This window comes from Olleya sp. NP1-10, assembly GCF_055804415.1.
In genome coordinates this window covers 1-21,770 of sequence record NZ_CM147840.1, presented here as the reverse complement: position 1 = coordinate 21,770, position 21,770 = coordinate 1, and the positions used below count along the sequence as shown (strand labels likewise).

Below are 21,770 nucleotides of genomic sequence, written 5' to 3'. Positions count from 1 at the left end.
AAGATTAGATTTCTAACTTCAAAACCTCGCATATGCGAGGTTTTGTATTTTTAGCTAAATAAAAGTTTGCTAAAAAAGTTTCATTTTAAATTTAAGATGCTTTTTAGACGTTTTAAGCTTGTTTTTAAATAATTAACAAATGTTAATAATTTTTATCAAATGCGCTTAAAACCACTTGAAAAACAGTTTTTATTTTGTATATTTGGTTGTATTCAAAAGGATGCTGTAAAGCATCTTTTTTTATGCACAAAAAAGCATGATTTTTTAATTAAAAATAGGCTTTTTTGAGATTTCGTTTTTATAACGCAATCATAATAATATTGATTAGAACTAAAACGTATTTAAATAATGAGCGAAAAAAAGAAGAGTTTAATAAACACAATTACTCGGCTGATAGTATCCAAGCGCTAGAAGGTATGGAGCACGTGCGTATGCGTCCATCCATGTATATTGGAGATGTCGGAGTACGTGGTTTACACCATTTAGTATATGAGGTTGTGGATAACTCGATTGACGAAGCTTTAGCTGGTCATTGTGATAATATTACTGTAACAATTAATGAGGATAACTCGATTACCACAGAAGATGATGGTCGTGGTATTCCTGTAGGAATGCACCAAAAAGAAGGGGTTTCGGCTCTAGAGGTTGTAATGACTAAAATTGGAGCAGGTGGTAAGTTTGATAAGGATTCTTATAAAGTATCTGGTGGACTTCACGGAGTTGGTGTAAGTTGTGTTAACGCATTATCAGAACATTTACAAGCTACAGTATATAGAGATGGAAAAATTTGGGAGCAAGAGTACGAAAGAGGTAAAGCCTTGTACCCTGTAAAAGCAATTGGTGATACAGATAAAAGAGGAACAACGGTTACTTTTAAACCAGACCCAACAATTTTTAAGCAAACGTTAGAGTATAATTACGATACTTTAGCAAGCAGAATGCGTGAATTAGCGTATTTAAATAAAGGTATTACTGTACATTTAGTTGATAAAAGAAGTAAAAAAGAAGACGGTTCTTTTGAAGGTGAAACGTTTCATTCTGAAGAAGGATTAAAAGAGTTTATCACATTTTTAGATGCTACTAGAGAGCCTTTAATGAAAGATGTAATTTCTTTTGAAGGCGAGAAAAATGGAGTGCCTGTTGAGGTTGCAATGGTATATAATACTAGTTATGCTGAAAACCTTCATTCTTATGTAAATAATATTAATACACACGAAGGTGGTACGCACCTTTCAGGTTTTAGACGTGGTTTAACGCATACGCTTAAAAAGTATGCTGACGAGTCTGGAATGTTAGATAAACTAAAGTTTGATATTGCAGGAGATGATTTTCGTGAAGGACTAACAGCAATTGTATCTGTAAAAGTACAAGAGCCTCAGTTTGAAGGTCAAACTAAAACTAAATTGGGTAACAGAGAAGTTTCAGCAGCAGTAAGCCAATCTGTTTCAGAAATGTTATCAGATTATTTAGAAGAAAACCCTGAGGATGCCAAAACTATTGTGCAAAAAGTAATACTTGCAGCACAAGCACGTCACGCAGCACAAAAAGCGCGTGAAATGGTACAACGTAAGACAGTAATGAGTATTGGTGGTTTACCAGGAAAATTATCTGACTGTTCAGAGCAAGACCCATCAAAATGCGAAGTGTATTTAGTCGAGGGAGATTCGGCAGGTGGAACTGCAAAACAAGGACGTGATAGAGCTTTTCAAGCTATTTTACCATTACGAGGTAAAATCTTAAATGTTGAGAAAGCAATGACTCATAAGGTTTTTGAAAACGAAGAGATTAAAAATATCTTCACAGCTTTAGGTGTCACTATCGGAACAGAAGAAGACAGTAAAGCGCTTAATCTTTCAAAATTAAGATACCATAAAATTGTAATCATGTGTGATGCCGATATTGATGGGTCTCACATTGAAACTTTAATTTTGACTTTCTTCTTTAGATATATGAAAGAACTAATAGAAAATGGTCATATCTATATTGCAACGCCACCTTTATATTTAGTTAAAAAAGGAGCTAAAAAACAATATGCTTGGAATGATGAAGAACGACAAGCTATTATGAATGAGTTTGGTGAGTCTGCAAAAATACAACGTTATAAAGGTCTTGGAGAGATGAATGCTGAGCAACTTTGGGATACAACAATGAATCCTGAGTTTAGAACATTACGTCAAATCCAAATTGAAAACGGAGTGGAAGCAGATCGTGTGTTTTCTATGTTAATGGGTGACGAAGTTCCTCCGCGTAGAGAATTTATCGAGAAAAATGCTATTTATGCAAATATCGATGCTTAAACAATAAATATATTTTTATATTAGAAGGAAACATTTGTATAAATGTTTCCTTTTTTTATGCTTTTACAAATCCCTCTATTGTAAAAACTAAAACTTAATTTTTTACGTTAATATTTAAAATAATAGCAATGAAAAAAACAATAGTTATACTTGGGGTGTTACTGACAACTCAATTAAGTTGGTCTCAAGAAAATTTAAACGAATTACTAGCAGCAGGTGTAGGAGATGCAAAAAGGTTTGCTTCAGATTACTTATTGCCAGCTACAGATGGTTTAGCTTATGGGATAAGTTCAGGTTGGTTTAATAATGCAAAAGTCCGTAAAAAATACGGGTTTGAATTATCTATAGTCGGAAATGCTTCATTTATTAAAGATGAAAATAAAGCATTTGAAATGAATGTTAGCGATTATGAAAACATTAGATTTCCTGATAACAGTCCTTCTAAAAACGTAGCAACAGCTTTAGGACATAATGATCCAGATGTAACCGTGTTGGTTACTTATGACGATCTAATTTTTGGTAGTCAAGAGGTTGAATTAACTTTGCCAACAGGTATAGGAGCTTCAAACGTAAATTTAATTCCGACTGCTTTTTTACAAGGAAGCTTTAATGTGTTTGAAGGAACTCAGATAAAAGCAAGGTTTTTTCCAAAGGTAGAGACTGAAGATGTTAAAGTAGGTTTATATGGTGTTGGTATTCAGCAAGAATTTACCGCATTGTTACCAGCAGATAATTTGTTTCCGGTAGCAATTTCTGGGTTAGTATCTTATACCCATTTAGATGCAAATTATGATTTTACCAATACAGAAGTTGTTGATGGCGAAAACCAACAAGTACAAACTAATGTTAATAGTTTATTATTTCAATTAATTGCAGGTACAAAATTTGAAGTTATCAATGTTTATGGTGCTGTGGGTTATTTAAGTGCAGATTCTAAAACAGATTTATTAGGTACATATCGCGTGTCAGATGGTGTTTTATTTTCAGAAGAAATTGTGGACCCTTTTACAGTAGATTCTAAAACATCAGGTGTCACAACAACTTTAGGTGCTAATCTTAAATTAGGTGTTTTTGGTATAAATGCATCTTATACTTTAGCCGAATTTGATACAGCATCTTTAGGAATAAATCTGATGTTCTAGATTTATAGTTTTCTTAATAAAAAGTAATTTTAAAATGTTAATTTTGTAAAACAAGAAAAAACACACTTAATTTAATTAATTTATAATAATATGAAAGTAACAGTAGTAGGAGCAGGAGCAGTAGGAGCAAGTTGTGCAGAGTATATTGCAATCAAAGACTTTGCTTCAGAAGTGGTTCTATTGGACATTAAAGAAGGTTTTGCAGAAGGTAAGGCAATGGATTTAATGCAAACAGCATCATTAAATGGTTTTGATACAAAAATAACAGGTGTAACAAATGATTACAGTAAAACAGCAGGATCTGATGTTTGTGTAATTACTTCAGGTATACCTCGTAAGCCAGGAATGACTCGTGAAGAGTTAATTGGTATTAATGCAGGAATTGTAAAAACAGTATCATCTAGTTTAATTCAGCACTCTCCAGAGACTATCATTATAGTTGTAAGTAACCCAATGGATACTATGACTTATTTAGTACACAAAACTACTGACTTACCTAAAAGCAGAATAATCGGAATGGGTGGAGCTTTAGATTCTGCACGTTTTAAATACAGATTAGCAGAAGCTTTAGAAGCGCCTATTAGCGACGTTGACGGAATGGTAATTGGTGGACACTCTGATAAAGGGATGGTTCCATTAATTAACAAAGCAGCAAGAAATAGTGTTAAAGTATCTGAGTTTTTATCAGAAGAAAGAATGGAGCAAGTGGTGCAAGATACTAAAGTAGGTGGAGCAACGCTTACAGGTTTATTAGGTACATCTGCTTGGTATGCACCTGGAGCTGCAGTATCAGGAATGGTACAGGCAATTGCTTGTGATACTAAAAAGATTTTTCCTTGTTCAGCATTATTAGATGGTGAGTTTGGATTAAGCGATTTATCAATTGGTGTGCCATGTGTTTTAGGTGCAAACGGAATCGAGAAAATTGTAGAAATCAGTTTATCTGATGCAGAAAAAGCTAAGTTAGCAGAGTCTGCAGAAGGTGTTAAGAAAACAAATGGGTTATTAGAATTATAATAATTACCCAATATAATTTTTAAAAAGGCTATCCTAATCGATAGTCTTTTTTTGTTTATCTAAAATAAATAGAAAGCTATTATTGTAGCTTTCTATTTAATGTTGTAAAATTGTTGTGGCAAGGTATTTGTCATTAATAAGGCAAACAACATAACCGCATTTAATCATAACAACATTTACAAAATGAAAAAATTAGTATTTTTATTATTAGCAACGTTTAGTATTTCTATGGTTGCTCAAGAGAAGATAACCGAAGGGATTATTGCTTCAAAAATGACAATGTCAAGTCCTAATGAGCAGATGAATGCTCAGTTTGAAATGATGGGAGACATCAATATTGTAACTTACTTTAAAGATGACAAATCAAGATCAGAAACAAATAACCCAATGTCAGGTGAGTCTGTTTCTATTATTGATACTGAAGCTAAGCAAATGTTAACATTGCTTAATAATCCAATGATGGGTAAAAAATTTACTTTAAGTGATATTAACGAAACTCCAGATACATCAGGTATAGAAATCACTAAAGGTGAAGAAACTAAGACTATTTTAGGGTATAATTGTGAGCAATATAACATCACAATGAATCAACAAGGTGTGGCTATGACTATGGAAGTTTTTACTACTGAAGCTATTGAGGCATCAAACCAACAAACTGTAGAGTTTGGAGAGAAGTTTAAAGGTTTTCCTTTATTAATGACTATTAATGTTAGTCAAGCTGGTCAAGATATGGCAATGACTTATGAAGTAACAGATATCAAAAAAGAATCTGTATCAGATGAAAAGTTTAGCTTAACACCTCCAGAAGGATACGAAAAAATGGAAGGAATGTAATATACATTATCCTTAATATTAAAAAGAGTAACTATTTTAGTTGCTCTTTTTTTGTTTTATAATGGTTTTAATCATCTAAAGATTATATAAATATCACCTTATTTTTTATATTTGACGCATGAAGTCAAAATGGTGCTTTGGTACATTACTTGCTGTATTTGCATTTTTTGTTGCTAGTCAACAACAAATTGTTATACCCAATCAGCAAATAGACTTTCATTTTTCAGACCAACATACTACTGTTTCTCAAACAGAATTGGTTATAAGTACCATTAAAAATCAGCTTAAGACAATAGGTGCTAAAAACACACAAGTTACAGAACAAAATGGCACACTTAAAATAACATATTATAGTGATGTTGATGTGGAAAATGTCAAAGCTATATTGTTACATAATCAAGAAACAGTATACTTTGAGGACAACAAGTCTTCTAATCAAAGTTATAATTTAGATGTTTCTGAAATAAAAACATCAACTCCATCTGGAGCAGGTTTTGATGGAGATTATATGGTGGAAGCTAAGCAAGAATACCTTAGAGCTTCACAAGTTGTTTTAACTTTTTCAGCTATAGCTGAAAATATTTTACAGCTAGAATTACCATCATTTACAACACATAAAGTAAATACTAATATCTCAATTAGTATAGATAAAGGGACCTTTAATATTCCTGAAGGTAGAGCTGGACCAATAGCTTAATTACATTTCAACACTTATTTAAAACACCACTTCAGTTAACAAATTGAAGTGCGTAAACAATTCATTTTATATAAATAAAAAAATTGTCAAGCCTTACGTTAATTATATGCTAACGTAATTTAAAATTTGACATTAAATAAACAAAACCATGCAAAATAAAGGATTAGTAAAACTATTTGCAGTATTGTTTGGATTGGTAAGTATTTACCAATTGTCTTTCACATTTAAAAATAATGCGATAGAAAACAATGCCGCACAATTGGCTGAAAGCAAAATTGAAGCTTCAGCATCAGATCGTAAAACAAAAGTTAACGATTATGCGACAAACTATTTAGACTCGTTAGCAACATCAAAAGAAAGTGTTTTTCTGGGTAATACCTATGAAGACGTTAAGCAAAACTCAATGAAGTTAGGTCTTGACCTTAAAGGTGGTTTAGAAGCAATACTTCAAATATCTGTAAAGGATCTTTTAATTGGATTAGCTAACGATAGTAAAAATCCAACTTTCAGAAAAGCTTTAGATGATGCAGACGAAATTCAAAAAAATAGTCAAAACACATATTTAGAAGATTTTTATGTAGCATTTGATGCTATCAAAGGAGATAAAAAATTAGCCTCTCCAGATATCTTTGCTAACAGATCTTTAGTGGGTGAGATAGACTTAAATATGTCTGATAGTGATACTAAACGTGTATTAGAAACAAAGGTAGACGAGTCAATCGTTTCTGCTTTTGAGGTATTACGTAAACGTATTGATGAGTTTGGTGTAACGTCTCCAAACATCCAACGTTTAGGTAACTCTGGACGTGTATTATTAGAATTACCAGGCGTTAGAGATGTAGCACGTGCTACAGAGTTAATTACAACAACTGCACAATTAGAGTTTTGGGAAGGTTTAAAAGCAGATCAATTTAATCAGTTTTTAATCCAAGCAAATGACTTACTGAAAACTAAATTAGACGCTAAAACAACTTCAGAAGATACTACTGAAGCTAAAGAATTAACTGAAGAAGAAAAAGCAATTGCAGCGCTTACAGGTGAAGAAAACGAAACTGTAAACGAGGTTAACCCATTATTGGACCTAATGGCTGGTCCTGGTTTTGGAGCAACTTTAGCACAATTTAATATTGCAGACAGAGAGCAAGTATTAAGTTACTTATCTATGCCAGAAGTAAAGGCGTTATTACCATCAGAATTAAAATATACTAAATTTGTTTTTGGTAAACCAACAGAAAATAGTGAGTTAGTAGATCTTTTTGTTTTAAAAGGAAATAGAGATAATGAGCCACCATTAAATGGAGCAGTTGTAACGGATGCACGTCAATCTTATAACCAAGCAAACAAGGTTGTAGTAAGTATGCAAATGAATAGTAAAGGAGCTAAAATCTGGGAAAAAATGACAGGTGAGGCTTTTAAAACGCAAGGTCAAATAGCTGTAGTTTTAGATAACATAGTATACTCTGCACCTTCATCTTCTACTGGACCAATTGCGGGAGGAAGTACTGAAATTTCTGGAAGCTTTAGCTTAAGTGAAGCAACAGATTTAGCTAACGTATTACGTGCAGGTAAATTACCAGCTCGTGCAGAGATTATTCAAAGTAGTATAGTTGGACCATCATTAGGTCAAGAAGCAATTGATAGTGGTACAATGTCATTTGGTATTGCATTAGCATTAGTATTAATCTGGATGGTATTTTACTATGGTAAAGGTGGATTATTTGCTGACATCGCAATGTTATTCAACATCTTATTAATCTTTGGTGTATTATCAGGTATTGGAGCAGTATTAACACTTCCAGGTATTGCAGGTATCGTATTAACTATTGGTATGTCTGTGGATGCAAACGTACTTATATTTGAGCGTATTAGAGAAGAACTATCCAAAGGTAAAGATCAAAAATCTGCGATTCAAGACGGATTTAGTAATGCATTATCATCAATTTTAGATGCCAACATTACAACAGGATTAACAGCATTAATATTATTTGTATTTGGTACAGGACCAATTAAAGGTTTTGCAACAACATTATTAATAGGTATTGGTACGTCATTATTTACAGCAATCTTTATTACAAGATTATTAGTAGATTGGTACTCAAACAGAGGTGGTCAATTAGATTTCTCAACAGGTTTAACTAAAAACTTATTTAGAAACATTAATATCGAGTTCCTTAAAAAACGTAAAGTTGCTTACATTGTATCAGCAGTAGCATTAGTATTAAGTTTAGGATCATTATTTACAAATGGTTTAGATCAAGGTATTGATTTTGTTGGAGGACGTACAACGCAAGTTAGATTTGCAGAGCCAGTAAGTGCAGTTGAGATTGAAGGTATTTTAGCTTCTCAAGACGTATTTGGTAGTGCAACAGTAAAAACAGTTGGAGACGATAATAATTTAAAAATCTCAACTAAATATAAAATTAACGAAACTGCTAACGAGGTTGATGAAGAAGTAACAAGTAAGCTATACACAGCATTACAACCTTACCTTAAAGGTGTGTCTTTTGAAGATTTTAAAGACTTATCAAAAGCAGACAAGCAAATAGGTATTATGGATCAATATAAAGTAAGTCCATCTATTGCAGACGATATTAAACAAGCCTCTTTCTGGGCAGTTTTAGGATCATTAGTTGTTGTATTCCTTTATATTCTTTTCCGTTTTAAAAGATGGCAATTCTCTCTTGGTGCAGTAGCAGCAGTATTCCATGATGTAATTATCGTATTAGGTGTATTCTCTATTACATACAAGTTCATGCCATTTTCAATGGAAATTGACCAAGCATTTATAGCAGCAATCCTAACAGTAATTGGATACTCATTAAATGATACGGTTGTAGTATTTGATAGAATTCGCGAGTTTTTTAACGAGTACACAGGTTGGGAATTTGATAAAGTAATAGACAGCTCATTAAGTAGTACATTAAGCCGTACGTTAAATACATCTTTAACAACCTTAGTGGTATTATTAGCAATCTTCATTTTTGGAGGAGAGTCTATTAGAGGATTTATGTTCGCATTAATAGTTGGTGTAGTAGTAGGTACCTACTCATCATTATTTATTGCAACGCCAATCATGTATGACTTTGTTAAAAAAGGAAATGCAGCAGACGCATTAAAAAAGAAAGAAGTAGTAGTTGACGAAACAGTAGTTAAGTAGTCAAACACTAATCTCAATATTAAAAAGCCTTTCTATTAATTTAGAAAGGTTTTTTTATGCTTATAGCAATTTATTTTTGGGCGTTACCCACTTTTGCTTTTAGTTGCAAAAGTGCGTCAGGCTTTCCGTTACAATCTTTTTGCTCGTGCCTCACAAAAAGGATTTCCACATCAATCCTTAACGCAAACCTATCAGTAAAGTTACGTCTCTAAAAAGTGTTGTTTTCTGTTTGTTGTGTAAAAGCTATTAATCCTCTTTAAAATAGTATGTAAACGGAGTAAGTTCAATTTTAGTAAAGAGTATAAATCCAATCAGGTTTATTATTGCTTTTTAGAAGGAAGGTGGTTTTCAGGTTTTTCAATAAAAAAAGGCTAACTGTACATTTACAATTAGCCTTTTTTTATAAAATAAGCGTTTTATTTTTCTAATAAATACTCAAAGTAATCCATTTTATCTCCAACATCAAGTAATAGTTTCTGAGCCATTCCAGCGTTAAGTTCTAGTACAAACTGAGCAGGAGTGTTAGACGGTAAGCTAGTCTCATCCATTGGTTTTGCATTTTCCTGAAAACTAACAATACGTTTATTGTGATCAAAAAATATTAAATCTAAAGGAATACGAGTATTTTTCATGTAAAAAGAGCGTTCTCTAACCTCAGGAAACACAAATAACATACCTTGGTCATCCTTCATGCTATCACGATACATTAAGCCTGTCTGTATTTCGTAATCACTTTTAGCAATCTCAATATTAAATACCTTTACAATCGTGTCTGTAGTGCCTTTAAAAATGGTTAATTCTCCTTCTTTTTTAAAATCAACTTTTATAGGCTCAACCGTTTTATCATCTTTACAAGCATTAAAAACAAAAGCTAGACTACAAAATAAGGCTAGAGTTAGTGATTTGGTATATAATTTCATTATTTAGTAGTTGTTTTTGGTTTAAAAGCAAACATAAAATATAGTCCAATTAATATAAATGGGACACTTAACCATTGTCCTGTATTAAGGCCAAACCAGTTAATAAACTCGTCACCTTGTGGTTCTTTAACAAACTCGACAAAAAATCTAACACTCCAAAGTAGTATTAAAAACAAACCAAATAAAAATCCGGTTTGATCCTTTTTAGTTGTTTTTGTGTAAACAAACCAAAGGATTAAAAACACAAAAATGTAACTAAACGACTCATATAATTGTGCAGGATGTCTAAACGGAACAGCTTCTAGTAGTGAAGCCATATTAGGATTGTCTGTTATAGAAGCATACGCTTTTTTAACATCCTTGATTCCTGTTTTTTGAACAATTTCATATTTGTTGTAATATTCTTGTACAAACCTAACACCAAAGTCAGAGTCAGTTATTTTACCAATAATTTCAGAGTTTATAAAGTTTCCTATTCTTATAAAAACAGCTCCAGAGGCTACAGGTATTACAATGCGATCTAAAATCCACATCATAGATTTGTATTGGTATTTTTTACGGTATAAATACATACCTACAATTATACCTATTGCTGCTCCATGACTAGCTAGTCCTTGAAACCCTTGAAACTCAAAACCACCTACAAATTTAAATGGTAAAATAACACTTAAAGGATCTTGGCCAATTAGTTCTGGCTGATAAAATATTACATGTCCTAAACGTGCACCAAGCATGGTAGCTAAAACGGTGTAAATAAATAAAGGATCTAAAAATTCTTGATTCACTTTTTCGCGTTTAAAAATACGTTTCATTATAGCGTGTCCAATCACAAATGCTGCGATCCACATTAGGCTATAAAAATGAATTTTAAAATTTCCTATTATATCGATTCCTGTTAAAGGATTCCAATCGAATTTAAGTATATACATAGTTTGATTTTTGGAGTTGTAAATATAGTATTTATGCTTTATTAATTAGAATTACTTGACAAAGGTTTAGCAATAAATTAATGTTTTTGCTAATTCTTGGCGCAAGTGCGTTAAGGATGGAAGTGGCATCCTTTTTTATTTTTCTTAAAAAAGATATAACGGACAGCCTGTTAAAACGCCCAAATTAAAAAAAATGTATTTATGGTACTGGGTCGTAACCGCTTCCTCCCCAAGGATGACAGCTTAAAATACGTTTGAGACTAAGTCTTAGTCCCTTTAATAATCCATGTTTTTGAAGGGCTTCTTTGGTGTAGTGTGAGCAAGTTGGTTGGTATCTGCAAGTTGCAGGTGTAAATGGAGAGATGAGGTTTTGGTAAACCTTAATGAGAAATAAAAATGGTGTTACTATTATTTTTTTCATGGTATAAAAAATCCTCTCCATGGGAAGGAGAGGATTTGATGTGTTTAGTTTGTCGTAAAAGTTGTGCCATCTTTACCGTCTTTAAGTTGTATACCAGCATCTGCTAGTTCATCTCTTATTTGATCCGATAATGCAAAATCTTTGTTGACTCTGGCTTCTTGACGTAGTTTTATTAATAATTGTACAGCTCCAGATAATTTGTCTGTACCAGCTCCAGCTTCGGTTTTGTCATTTTTTAAGCCTAAAATGTCATAAACGAAGGCGTGGATTGTTGTTTTTAAATCCTCTAGGTCTGTTGTATTTAATGTTGCGTTTCCTTCTTTTATTTGATTGATGTATTTAACCGCTTCAAATAAATTAGCAATAACAATAGGTGTATTGAAATCGTCATTCATGGCGTCATAACATTTTTGCTTCCATGTAGCAATGTCTAATGTTGATGTTTTTGAAGCTGTTAAATGGTCTAATTGGTTAACACCATCCATTAATCTGTTATATCCTTTTTCACTGGCTAAAAGTCCATCGTCAGTAAGGTCTAAAATACTTCTGTAAGACGATTGTGCTACAAAAAACCTGATAACACTTGGTGTGTAAGCTTTGCTGAAAAATTTGTTGTTTCCGGATAAAAGCTCGTCTGGATTTACAGTGTTTCCTGTAGATTTTGACATGCGTTGTCCATTAAGCTCTAACATGTTGGCGTGCATCCAATAGTTTACTGGAGATTTACCTAATGCTGCTTGATTTTGTGCGATTTCACATTCGTGATGTGGGAATTTTAAGTCCATTCCTCCACCATGAATATCAAATTGATCTCCAAGATACTTTGTGCTCATAGCTGTACACTCTAAATGCCAACCAGGAAAACCATCACTCCAAGGAGATGGCCATCGCATAATGTGTGTTGGTTCGGCTTTTTTCCATAAAGCAAAATCTTGAGGGTTTTTCTTGTCTGATTGTCCGTCTAAAGCTCTAGTGTTATGGATTAAATCTTCAAGTTTACGCTTGCTTAGTACTCCGTAATTATTAGTTTCATCGTATTTATGAACATCAAAATATACTGATCCATTAACTTCATAAGCAAAACCATTATCTATTATAGTTTTGATAAGTTCTATCTGCTCTATGATATGTCCAGTTGCAGTAGGCTCTATACTTGGAGGTAAAAAATTAAAAGTGTTTAATATATTATGGAAATCTACAGTATAACGTTGCACGACTTCCATAGGCTCAATTTCTTCTAGTCTTGCCTTTTTTGTGATTTTGTCTTCACCAACATCTGCATCGTTTTCTAGGTGTCCAGCATCTGTTATATTTCTTACATAACGTACTTTAAATCCTAAGTGTTTTAGATATCTAAAGATAACGTCAAAAGACATAAACGTCCTAACATTTCCTAAATGCACATTACTGTATACTGTTGGTCCGCAAACATACATGCCAATATAACCTTCGTTAATAGGTTTAAAGTTGTCTTTTTCGCCAGTTAGCGAATTGTATATTTTTATGTTTTGATGTTTGTAAAGTTCCATTAGTAATTAGTGAAATTTAGTATCTAGTTTAATGTAATCTAAAAATTCGCGTTTAGTTTCTTTGTTTTTAAATTGGCCACCAAATTCTGAGGTCACTGTGCTGCTTTCAATATCTCTAATACCTCTAGAGTTAACACATAAATGTTTAGCGTCAACAATACAAGCAACATCTTCTGTACCTAAAGCTTCTTGTAGTTCTTTAACAATTTGAATGGTTAGACGTTCTTGTACTTGTGGTCGTTTTGCATAATAATCTACAATTCGATTCATTTTGGATAAACCTACAACAGTACCATTAGATATGTATGCCACATGAGCTTTACCTACAATAGGTAAAAGGTGATGCTCACAAGTAGAATAAACGGTAATGTTTTTTTCGACTAACATTTCTCCGTATTGGTATTTATTGTCAAAAGTCGAAGCTTTGGGTTTATTGTCAGGATGTAAACCTGAAAAAATTTCGTTTACAAACATTTTAGCCACACGATTAGGCGTGCCTTTTAAACTATCGTCTGTTAGGTCTAACCCTAAAGTTTGCATGATGTTAGTTACATCTTTTTTTATGCTGTTGATTTTATCAGTATTTGATAGTTCAAAAGCATCTGGTCTTAAGGGCGTATCATGATTTGTACTTATATGGTTATCACCAATGTCATCATGATCATCTATATTGTTTTCAATCTTCATTTTAATAAAGTCTGTAAGTGATGTTTTTAATAGTTTACAAAGATAAACAATAAATAAATTTGAATAAGGGTAGGGAATTGTTAAATGTACTTGTTATATGTGTAGTAATTAAAAAAATCTTAATATAGATAGCTATATTAACATATTGTTAATTAAAATTTCCTTAATTTTCGACCATAATCTTATTCTTAAAAACAATGAAACTTAGAGTATTCTTAACACTATTATTTGGAATTTTGATGTTTTCTCAGCAAGGAGTAGCTCAAACAAAAACAAAACAAAAAACACAGCTAGTTAAATACGGTAAAAATGTTGACGCACCTTTGACCGCTAAAGAAATGTCAATGCTGAAGGAAGTGTATCAAGATAAGTTGAATGATTATATTTTGAATAACAAGCAACGAGTTAAAGATTTTAAGCATTTATTAAGAAATAGGATTGAAATCAAACAAATGCCAAATATTAAAGATGAAAATAAATTCACAAGATTATCTTCCGTGGAGTTGTTTGATCATTATAACTCAAATTTAACCCGAGATAAGGTTTTTAACAAATCAACTTTTAATCCTTTAAAGTATAACCTTAATTTTTTTATAATAGGTTCAAGTATTTATAAAATTGATAATACTAATTATTACATAGTTATCAAATCTCAGACTAACAGAAAATAAATTACTCGTTTTTTTCAAGAAAACATATATCTTAAATATATACCAATGAAGAAGTTTTTAGTAACCCTTATATTATTAAACTCATTTATATCCTTTTCACAAGACGTATTAATGCAAACCACGACAGTAAATCAATGTGGTGGTGTGTTTTATGATTCTGGTGGATCTGCAGCAAATTATGCAGATGGAGAAAGTTTTATTTTAACCATTTGTCCTGATGTTCCGGGACAGCAAGTTCAAATTGATTTTACAGCTTTTAGTACGGAGTTAAACACTGATGTAATGATTATTTATGATGGAGATGATAATACGGCAAATGCTTTTGGTCAGTTTTCTGGAGGAGGAGCAGCTAATAATCCTGGTTTTGTTTCTGCTACACCAAATAATCCAACAGGTTGTTTAACTATCGAGTTTACATCTAATGGAACAGTAAATGCATCAGGTTGGGCAGCAAATGTGTCCTGTTTTGAACCTTGTCAAACCATAGTTTCTCAATTAGATAGTTCTTCTCCAGCACCAAATGGAGATGGATACATTTGGGTTTGTCCAAACGAACCTATAACGTTAGATGGTAGTGCAAGTTTTTCTGTAGATGGTACAGGTGCTACTTATGAGTGGGATTTAGGAGACGGTAACTTTATATCTGGTCAAACAGCTACATTTTCTTACACCACACCTGGAGTATATATTGTAAACTTAAATGTTACAGATACAAATACAGACCCAGATCCAAATGGTTGTTCTAATACAAATTTAATTAATCAAGTTATTCAAGTTGGTACAGAACCAGATTTTACAGGTACAGAAGCTGTTGATAGTGTGATTTGTTTTGGAGATTCCACAACAATAACAGGAGTTGTTACTCCAACTGAATATATTAATGATTGTACTCCTCCAGTTAGTGGGGTGACCGTTTTACCAGATCAATCTGGTGCTACTTATGAAACTTCAATTACGGTAGATTGTTATGAGTCTTCTCAAACTTTGACAGATATTAGTCAAATTGTTAGTATTTGTATTAATATGGAGCATTCATATTCTGGAGATTTAGATATATATATTATCAGTCCAACAGGACAACAAACTCAGTTATATGATGGAGGTGGTGGAGGTACCTATTTTGGTGGAGCTAATAATTTAGATGATCAAACTCCTGGAGTAGGAGCCGATTATTGTTGGGCATCCACAGGGACAACCACAGTTAATAACGGATCAACAGTTACAGCAGGAACTAACCCTCCAGGTAACTCCTGGGCACCAGGAACTTATTTGCCAATAGGCACTTTTAATGATTTATTAGGGAGTCCATTAAATGGAGATTGGACAATTCAAGTAATTGATAACTTATCAGTTGATGATGGAACGATCTTTTCTTGGGGAATAGATTTTGATCCTAATTTACAACCACCAGAACTATCATTTACACCAACAATAGTAACTGAAGGATGGGATACAGATCCCTCAATTGTAAGTACGTCTGGTAATGATATAGTGGTGCAGCCAACAACTGCAGGTACACATTGTTATACTTATAGAACTACCGATGATTTTGGTTGTGAATATACAGAAGTTATTTGTATAGACGTATTACCAGAAATCGATAATGGAGAACCAAATGATTTGTTTTTATGTAATCCAGGTGCACCTCCTTACATTTTTGATTTAACAGAAAATGATGCTGTAATGACCGCTCCATCAGCTGTACCCACAGAATTGACAATAAGTTATTTCGAAACTCAATTAGACGCTGAGAATAATACTGCTGCAATTGCTACACCAGATGCCTATAGTTCTTCTGCTGTTTTAGGAGTGCCACAAACTATTTATACTAGAGTTGAGTATTTAAATTCAGGTTGTTATGAGATAGAAACTTTTACATTAAATATCACAACTCAGCCAACTATAAATCCGGCTCCAGATATGGAGGTTTGCGATGACGCGTCTAATGACGGTTTTGAACCTTTTGATTTAGAGAGTCAAAATGCAGCTATTTTAGGAACACAATCTGCAACAGGTTTTCAAGTTACTTATTATTTGACTTTTGCTGACGCTGATGCAGGTGTTGCTAGTACAGCTTTAGTAAGCGATTATACTAATACTGTTAATCCTCAGCCCATATTTGTTAGGGTTCAGGTAGTTGGAGATGATGCGTGTTATATAGCATCACCTCTACCTGTTTTCGAATTAATTGTTAATTCTAATGATGATGCATCATTTACTATTACTCCAGATTGTACAGGAGGAACTGTTTCTGGAATAGCAACACCAGGAGGGACTTTTGCATTTAATCCTGATTTAGGTGATGGTGCGATTATTGATACTACCACTGGAGAGGTAACCAATGTAGTTTCAGGTACAACATATAACATAGATTATACTACAGCAGGTACATGTCCTTCTACCAATTCAGAAGAACTTATAATTCCTAATACGGATGACCCATCTTTTACTATGTTACCAACTTGTGATGGAGGTGTTGTTGATACTGAAGCAACTTCAGGAGGAGCATACGCTTTTAACCCATTGCCTACAGATTCAGCTACTATAGATTCTGCAACTGGAACAATAACAAATGGTACCTCTGGTGCCACTTATACTGTAGAATATACCACAGCTGGAACTTGTCCAGGTAGTAGTACTCAAGATGTGACTGTCTATCCAGTAGAAGATGCATCGTTTTCAGTTCTAGAAAACTGTGAAGGAGCAACAATGAATATTATTGGAGATACAGGAGGAGTGTTTGCTTTTAATCCTGCAGTAACAGATGGCGCAATTATTGATTCTGTTACAGGTGAAATTACTGATGGTATTTCAGGTGTTACATATACTGTTGAATATACAACAGGAGGACCATGTCCAGAAAATAGTTTTCAAAATGCTACTGTTTTAAATGCGGATGATCCAGCCTTTACTGTGCAACCAAATTGTGATGGAGGTATTGTAGATTCAGTAGTGACTCCAGGTGGTACTTTTGCTTTCAATCCTCTTCCAGTTGACGCAGCTGTAATTGATACAAGTAATGGAGAAGTTACGGGAGCAACTCCAGGAGCTTCTTATACTATAGAATATACTACAGCAGGAGCATGTGTTGCTTCAAGTACACAAGTTTTAAATGTGTTGTCAGCTGACGATTCTTCTTTTACTTATCAGCCTACATGTGATGGTGCTATTGCAACTATTGATGGTTTAGCTGGTGGAACGTTTAGTTTTAGTGTTACACCTCCAGCAGGGGACACAGCGACATTAGATACTGCATCAGGATTAATAACAGGTGGAGTTTCTAACGCCAGTTATAGTGTTGACTATACTACTAATGGACCTTGTCCTACGACAACTAATCAAACAGTAACAGTTTACCCACTACCAACCGCAGTGACACCAACCGCATTATCAGTATGTGATGATGGTACACCAGATGGATTAACTAGTATAGATTTAAGTATAAAAAATAATGAGATTAGTGGAGGTAACCCATCATATGCAGTGACATATTATTTGACACAAGCAGACGCAGACGCAGAGGTTAATCCTTTACCAATACCTTACGATAACATCAGTAATCCACAAATTATATTTGTACGAGTAGAAGATGTAAATACGACGTGTTATACAACTACGACATTACAATTAGAAGTAGAGCAAGCACCAGTAACCTTTCCACCATCAGATTTAACATTTTGTGATCCAGATAGTGATGGTTTTGGAGTGTTTACATTAACAGATGCAGATGCCGAAATCACAGCAGGCGCACCAGGATTAACGGTAACCTATCATGAAACGTCAAGTGACGCTCAGTTAAATGTTAACCCTTTAACTAGTTCATATAATAATATAGTCGAAAACACTCAAATTATCTATGTTCGAGTAGAAAGCACAACAATATCAACAGCATGTGCTAGTTATGAAACGTTAAACTTAATCGTTTACCCAACACCACAAATTACAGATCCAAGTCCATTGGAAGTTTGTGATAACGATACAGATGGAATTGCAATTTTTGATTTAGAATTAAATAATGCCGAGATTTTAAATCAGTTAGATTCAGATACAAGTAACGATTTAGCAGCAGCAGATTACTCGATTACATTTTACGAGACTTTAGCCAATGCAGAAGTACCACAAAATGCAATAGCAACCCCAAATGCTTATACAAACACTACTCCAGATTTACAAACTATATGGGTTAGAGTAGACGATAACGCCAATGGATGTTCAACAGTAACAACCATGGATTTAGTAGTTAATCCATTACCAGTATTAGTACAGCCAGATGCATTAGAGTTGTGTAATGCTACAGATTTACCAGGAGAAACTAGCGCTTTAGCGCAAGAAGAATTTACTTTAGAAGATGCCAATGCACAAATTTTAAACGGACAAAGTGGTATTACGTTAACGTACTATTTCACACAATCTGGAGCCGATAATGCAACAACAGCAGACCAAATCTTTAGTCCATATACCAATGTTGCCAATGCCCAAACGGTGTATATCAGAGCCGAAGACAATGTAACTAATTGCGTTAGTACCATTACTTTAGATTTACGAGTAAACCCAACACCATCACCACAAGCTACACCAGCAGCATTAGTAGTATGTGATGATGATAACGACGGATTCTCAAGCTTTGACTTAGACAGTCAAACTACAACAATCTTAAACGGAGAGCCAGATGTCACTATTAGCTACCACGAAACCGAGTCGGATGCCATCAACGACATCAATGCATTAGTAAGTCCATATACCAACATTGTAGCCAATACCCAAATGGTCTATGTGCGTGCAGAAAATGACAACACAGGATGTTTTACTATCGTTATGCTACCATTAGACGTGCAACCTTCACCAGTAGTACCAGTAGCAATCGACGATTACGTAGTTTGTGATGATAATGACGATGGTTTCAATCAATTTGATTTTGATACGGTTATGACACCACAAATCTTAGGGACTCAAAACCCATCAGATTTCACACTAACCTACCACACGACACAAGCCAATGCAGACAGTGGTACTAGTCCAATCGCTAACACAAGTAACTATACCAACGTAACCAACTCACAAACTATTTATATACGTTTAGTAAGTAATACCAATGGATGTGTTAGTACAGGCGAATTTATAATCAGCGTAGAATTTCCACCAGTAATCGTACAACCAACACCATTAACCATTTGTGATGAGTTAGATGCTAATTATTACGAAAACAATGATGAGATAGCCACTTTTGATTTAACCGTTAAAAATGATGAAATCACAGCAGGTACTGCTAGTTGGATTGTGACGTATTACGAAACACAAGCCGATGCTAACGCAGACAGTAATGCTATAGTAGACCCAACCCAATACACCAATATGATGGTCGGTACCAATCCAGCCAATCCACAAACAGTGTATGTACGTGTTACCGATGGTGACACAGGATGTTTTTCATTCACGACGTTAACCATACGTGTATTACCAAACCCAACACCAACACCAAACCCAGATAATATCGTGTTATGTGATGATGTTGATGTAGCTGGACCAAACGATTTAATCGAAATCTTTGACCTAACCACCAACGAGGTTGCAACCATAAATGGAGAAGCCAACGTTAGTGCAAGTTACTACACAGACCTAGATGATGCCTTAATGGGAAGCAATCAGATTGTAGATCCAACCATGCATAGTAATGAAGATCCAAACAATCCAGGCGTAGCGATTACACCACAAACTATATATGTACGTGTAACTAATGGGTCAGATGCTTTAGGAACAGGTGGAACAGGATGTTTTACTATTGTAAGTTTTGATATCATGGTCAACCCATTACCAGCAGTAGTGCCAATATCAGATTATATTTATTGCGAATTATTTAATGACGGACAATATGGATTTGATTTAGAGAGTAAAACGGACGAAATCCTAAACGGACAAGACCCAACCCTTTTTACAGTCACTTATCATGAGACACAAGCAGAAGCAGACCAATCTGTTAATGCCTTGGTTAGTCCATATACCAACACTAGTAATCCACAAACCATTTATGTAAACATCACTAATACCATCACTGGTTGTGATACCACAACAACGTTTGTGATAGAGGTTCAAGAAGCAGCACAAGCCAATCCAGATATGGATCCAATAAATTATGAGTTATGTGATGACAACATGGAAACCGATGGAGACACCACCAATGATAGTGTACAATTTGATTTAGAAAGTTTAAATGACGAAGTATTAGACGGACAAGATCCATTAAACTACATTGTAAGTTATTATGAGTCACAATCAGATGCAGATGCAGGCATCAATCCATTACCATTATTATATGAAAACATCGTTAACCCACAAGTTATTTACGTAAGAGTAGATAACGACACAATGGTAGACGATGGAACCGGAACCATGGTAGACAGTTCAATCTGTTATGATACAGCCGAAATCATCTTACAAGTCCATCCATTACCAGAGTTTGATTTAGAAGACAGTTATTTACTATGTATCAACACCAATGGGTCAGAAGTAGTCAGCGCACCAATCATAGACACAGGATTAGATGAGACCCAATACACCTTTGAGTGGTCATTAGACGGAGTAACCCTTTCGGGAGAAACAGGAAGTAGCTTAGAGCCAACCCAAGCAGGTACTTATGAAGTTATAGTAACCAATGTAACCACTGGATGTGAAAACACAGATACGACTATAGTCGAAGAAAGTGAGCCACCAACAGTAACCTATGAATTATTAACAGAAGCCTTTGCAGATGTTCATAATATAGAAGTTACAGCAACAGGAAGTGGAGTAGGAGTTTATGAGTTTAGTTTAGACGATGGACCATGGGAAAGTAATATCCCAAACAACGGAAGCTTTACCTTTAAAGATGTAGGAGCAGGAGACCATATAATAACAGTAAGAGATATAAACGGATGTGGAGAGCGAAGTGTACCAGTATCAATCATGGACTATCCACACTTCTTTACACCAAACGACGATGGGTTTAATGACACATGGAACATCTACGGGATCTCAGATCAACCAGATGCAGTTATTTACATATTTGATCGTTACGGAAAGCTAATAAAACAGTTAAGTCCAATAGGATCAGGATGGGATGGAACCTACAATGGTAACCCAATGCCAACCAGTGATTATTGGTTTACTGTAGATTACAGAGAACCGAATGATACTAATAACACCAGAAAACAATTTAAAGCACACTTTACCTTAAAACGCTAAAGTAGCTTTAAAAGCAAATAAGTAATACACACAAAAAAAGCCTGAACGTTATGTTCAGGCTTTTTTTATATAAAGTAAAACTGCTAGAAGTTATTACTTAACTTCAAAAGTGATTTTAAGGTTAACTCTAAAGTCAACAACCTCATCATCTTTTACACTAGCATTTTGATCTTGTACATACACAGATCTAATATTTTTAATGCTTTTAGCTGCGTGTTTTACTGCTTTTTTAGTTGCGTCTTCCCAACTTT

General features: G+C 34.1%; 13 protein-coding genes and 1 pseudogene. 8 read left to right on the top strand and 6 right to left on the bottom strand.

The features are described from left to right. Positions 1-323: 323 nt before the first annotated feature. The 6 genes from gyrB (at position 324) to secDF (ending at position 9,144) form a co-directional block, all read left to right on the top strand. On the top strand, positions 324-2,297 hold the full coding sequence (gene gyrB, locus AC0L4B_RS00070) for a DNA topoisomerase (ATP-hydrolyzing) subunit B (RefSeq protein WP_473439467.1): 1,974 nt from the start codon (positions 324-326) through the stop codon (positions 2,295-2,297). A 128-nt stretch (positions 2,298-2,425) separates the two neighbouring features. Further along, the gene (locus AC0L4B_RS00065; protein WP_473438040.1) at positions 2,426-3,439 is read left to right on the top strand and encodes a DUF6588 family protein; all 1,014 of its coding nucleotides are present in this window, start codon (positions 2,426-2,428) and stop codon (positions 3,437-3,439) included. A 90-nt stretch (positions 3,440-3,529) separates the two neighbouring features. Further along, the gene (locus AC0L4B_RS00060; protein ID WP_473438039.1) at positions 3,530-4,456 is read left to right on the top strand and encodes a malate dehydrogenase; all 927 of its coding nucleotides are present in this window, start codon (positions 3,530-3,532) and stop codon (positions 4,454-4,456) included. A gap of 183 nt (positions 4,457-4,639) precedes the next feature. Continuing rightward, a complete protein-coding gene (locus AC0L4B_RS00055; RefSeq protein WP_473438038.1) occupies positions 4,640-5,290 on the top strand; it encodes a DUF4412 domain-containing protein in 651 nt (216 codons plus the stop codon). 118 nt (positions 5,291-5,408) lie between these two features. Further along, complete coding sequence (locus AC0L4B_RS00050; protein ID WP_473438037.1) at positions 5,409-5,987, top strand: hypothetical protein; 579 nt, start codon at positions 5,409-5,411, stop codon at positions 5,985-5,987. Between the two features lie 148 nt (positions 5,988-6,135). After that, positions 6,136-9,144: a protein translocase subunit SecDF gene (gene secDF / locus AC0L4B_RS00045; RefSeq protein WP_473438036.1), complete on the top strand. Its 3,009-nt coding sequence runs from the start codon at positions 6,136-6,138 to the stop codon at positions 9,142-9,144. A 416-nt stretch (positions 9,145-9,560) separates the two neighbouring features. Here the strand turns inward: secDF and AC0L4B_RS00040 are convergent, their stop codons facing one another. From AC0L4B_RS00040 to folE, 5 genes are all read right to left on the bottom strand, one after another. Then, positions 9,561-10,064, bottom strand: a complete 504-nt coding sequence (locus tag AC0L4B_RS00040) for a DUF192 domain-containing protein (protein WP_473438035.1) — start codon at positions 10,062-10,064, stop codon at positions 9,561-9,563. Then, positions 10,064-10,993, bottom strand: coding sequence for a prolipoprotein diacylglyceryl transferase (gene lgt, locus AC0L4B_RS00035; protein ID WP_473438034.1), 930 nt, complete (start codon positions 10,991-10,993; stop codon positions 10,064-10,066). Before lgt ends, AC0L4B_RS00040 begins: the two co-directional genes overlap by 1 nt. Positions 10,994-11,192: 199 nt before the next feature. Continuing rightward, complete coding sequence (gene yidD, locus AC0L4B_RS00030; protein ID WP_473439466.1) at positions 11,193-11,414, bottom strand: membrane protein insertion efficiency factor YidD; 222 nt, start codon at positions 11,412-11,414, stop codon at positions 11,193-11,195. A gap of 44 nt (positions 11,415-11,458) precedes the next feature. Beyond that, positions 11,459-12,943, bottom strand: a complete 1,485-nt coding sequence (gene cysS, locus AC0L4B_RS00025; protein ID WP_473438033.1) for a cysteine--tRNA ligase — start codon at positions 12,941-12,943, stop codon at positions 11,459-11,461. 6 nt (positions 12,944-12,949) lie between these two features. Next, on the bottom strand, positions 12,950-13,630 hold the full coding sequence (gene folE / locus AC0L4B_RS00020; RefSeq protein WP_473438032.1) for a GTP cyclohydrolase I FolE: 681 nt from the start codon (positions 13,628-13,630) through the stop codon (positions 12,950-12,952). A gap of 197 nt (positions 13,631-13,827) precedes the next feature. Between folE and AC0L4B_RS00015 the strand changes: the two genes are divergently transcribed. Both AC0L4B_RS00015 and AC0L4B_RS00010 read left to right on the top strand, forming a co-directional pair. Beyond that, a complete protein-coding gene (locus tag AC0L4B_RS00015) occupies positions 13,828-14,301 on the top strand; it encodes a hypothetical protein (protein WP_473438031.1) in 474 nt (157 codons plus the stop codon). 45 nt (positions 14,302-14,346) lie between these two features. After that, the gene (locus tag AC0L4B_RS00010) at positions 14,347-21,519 is read left to right on the top strand and encodes a T9SS type B sorting domain-containing protein (RefSeq protein WP_473438030.1); all 7,173 of its coding nucleotides are present in this window, start codon (positions 14,347-14,349) and stop codon (positions 21,517-21,519) included. Between the two features lie 93 nt (positions 21,520-21,612). Here AC0L4B_RS00010 and AC0L4B_RS00005 read toward each other — a convergent pair. Then, a pseudogene (locus AC0L4B_RS00005) lies at positions 21,613-21,768 on the bottom strand (dodecin family protein); the annotation flags it as partial. Positions 21,769-21,770 lie beyond the last annotated feature (2 nt).

Coding starts and splice junctions, on each gene's coding strand:
- AC0L4B_RS00065 (WP_473438040.1), top strand. CDS start 2,426: ATGAAAAAAACAATAGTTATACTTGGGGTGTTACTGACAACTCAATTA.
- AC0L4B_RS00060 (WP_473438039.1), top strand. CDS start 3,530: ATGAAAGTAACAGTAGTAGGAGCAGGAGCAGTAGGAGCAAGTTGTGCA.
- AC0L4B_RS00055 (WP_473438038.1), top strand. CDS start 4,640: ATGAAAAAATTAGTATTTTTATTATTAGCAACGTTTAGTATTTCTATG.
- AC0L4B_RS00050 (WP_473438037.1), top strand. CDS start 5,409: ATGAAGTCAAAATGGTGCTTTGGTACATTACTTGCTGTATTTGCATTT.
- secDF (WP_473438036.1), top strand. CDS start 6,136: ATGCAAAATAAAGGATTAGTAAAACTATTTGCAGTATTGTTTGGATTG.
- AC0L4B_RS00040 (WP_473438035.1), bottom strand. CDS start 10,064: ATGAAATTATATACCAAATCACTAACTCTAGCCTTATTTTGTAGTCTA.
- lgt (WP_473438034.1), bottom strand. CDS start 10,993: ATGTATATACTTAAATTCGATTGGAATCCTTTAACAGGAATCGATATA.
- yidD (WP_473439466.1), bottom strand. CDS start 11,414: ATGAAAAAAATAATAGTAACACCATTTTTATTTCTCATTAAGGTTTAC.
- cysS (WP_473438033.1), bottom strand. CDS start 12,943: ATGGAACTTTACAAACATCAAAACATAAAAATATACAATTCGCTAACT.
- folE (WP_473438032.1), bottom strand. CDS start 13,630: ATGAAGATTGAAAACAATATAGATGATCATGATGACATTGGTGATAAC.
- AC0L4B_RS00015 (WP_473438031.1), top strand. CDS start 13,828: ATGAAACTTAGAGTATTCTTAACACTATTATTTGGAATTTTGATGTTT.
- AC0L4B_RS00010 (WP_473438030.1), top strand. CDS start 14,347: ATGAAGAAGTTTTTAGTAACCCTTATATTATTAAACTCATTTATATCC.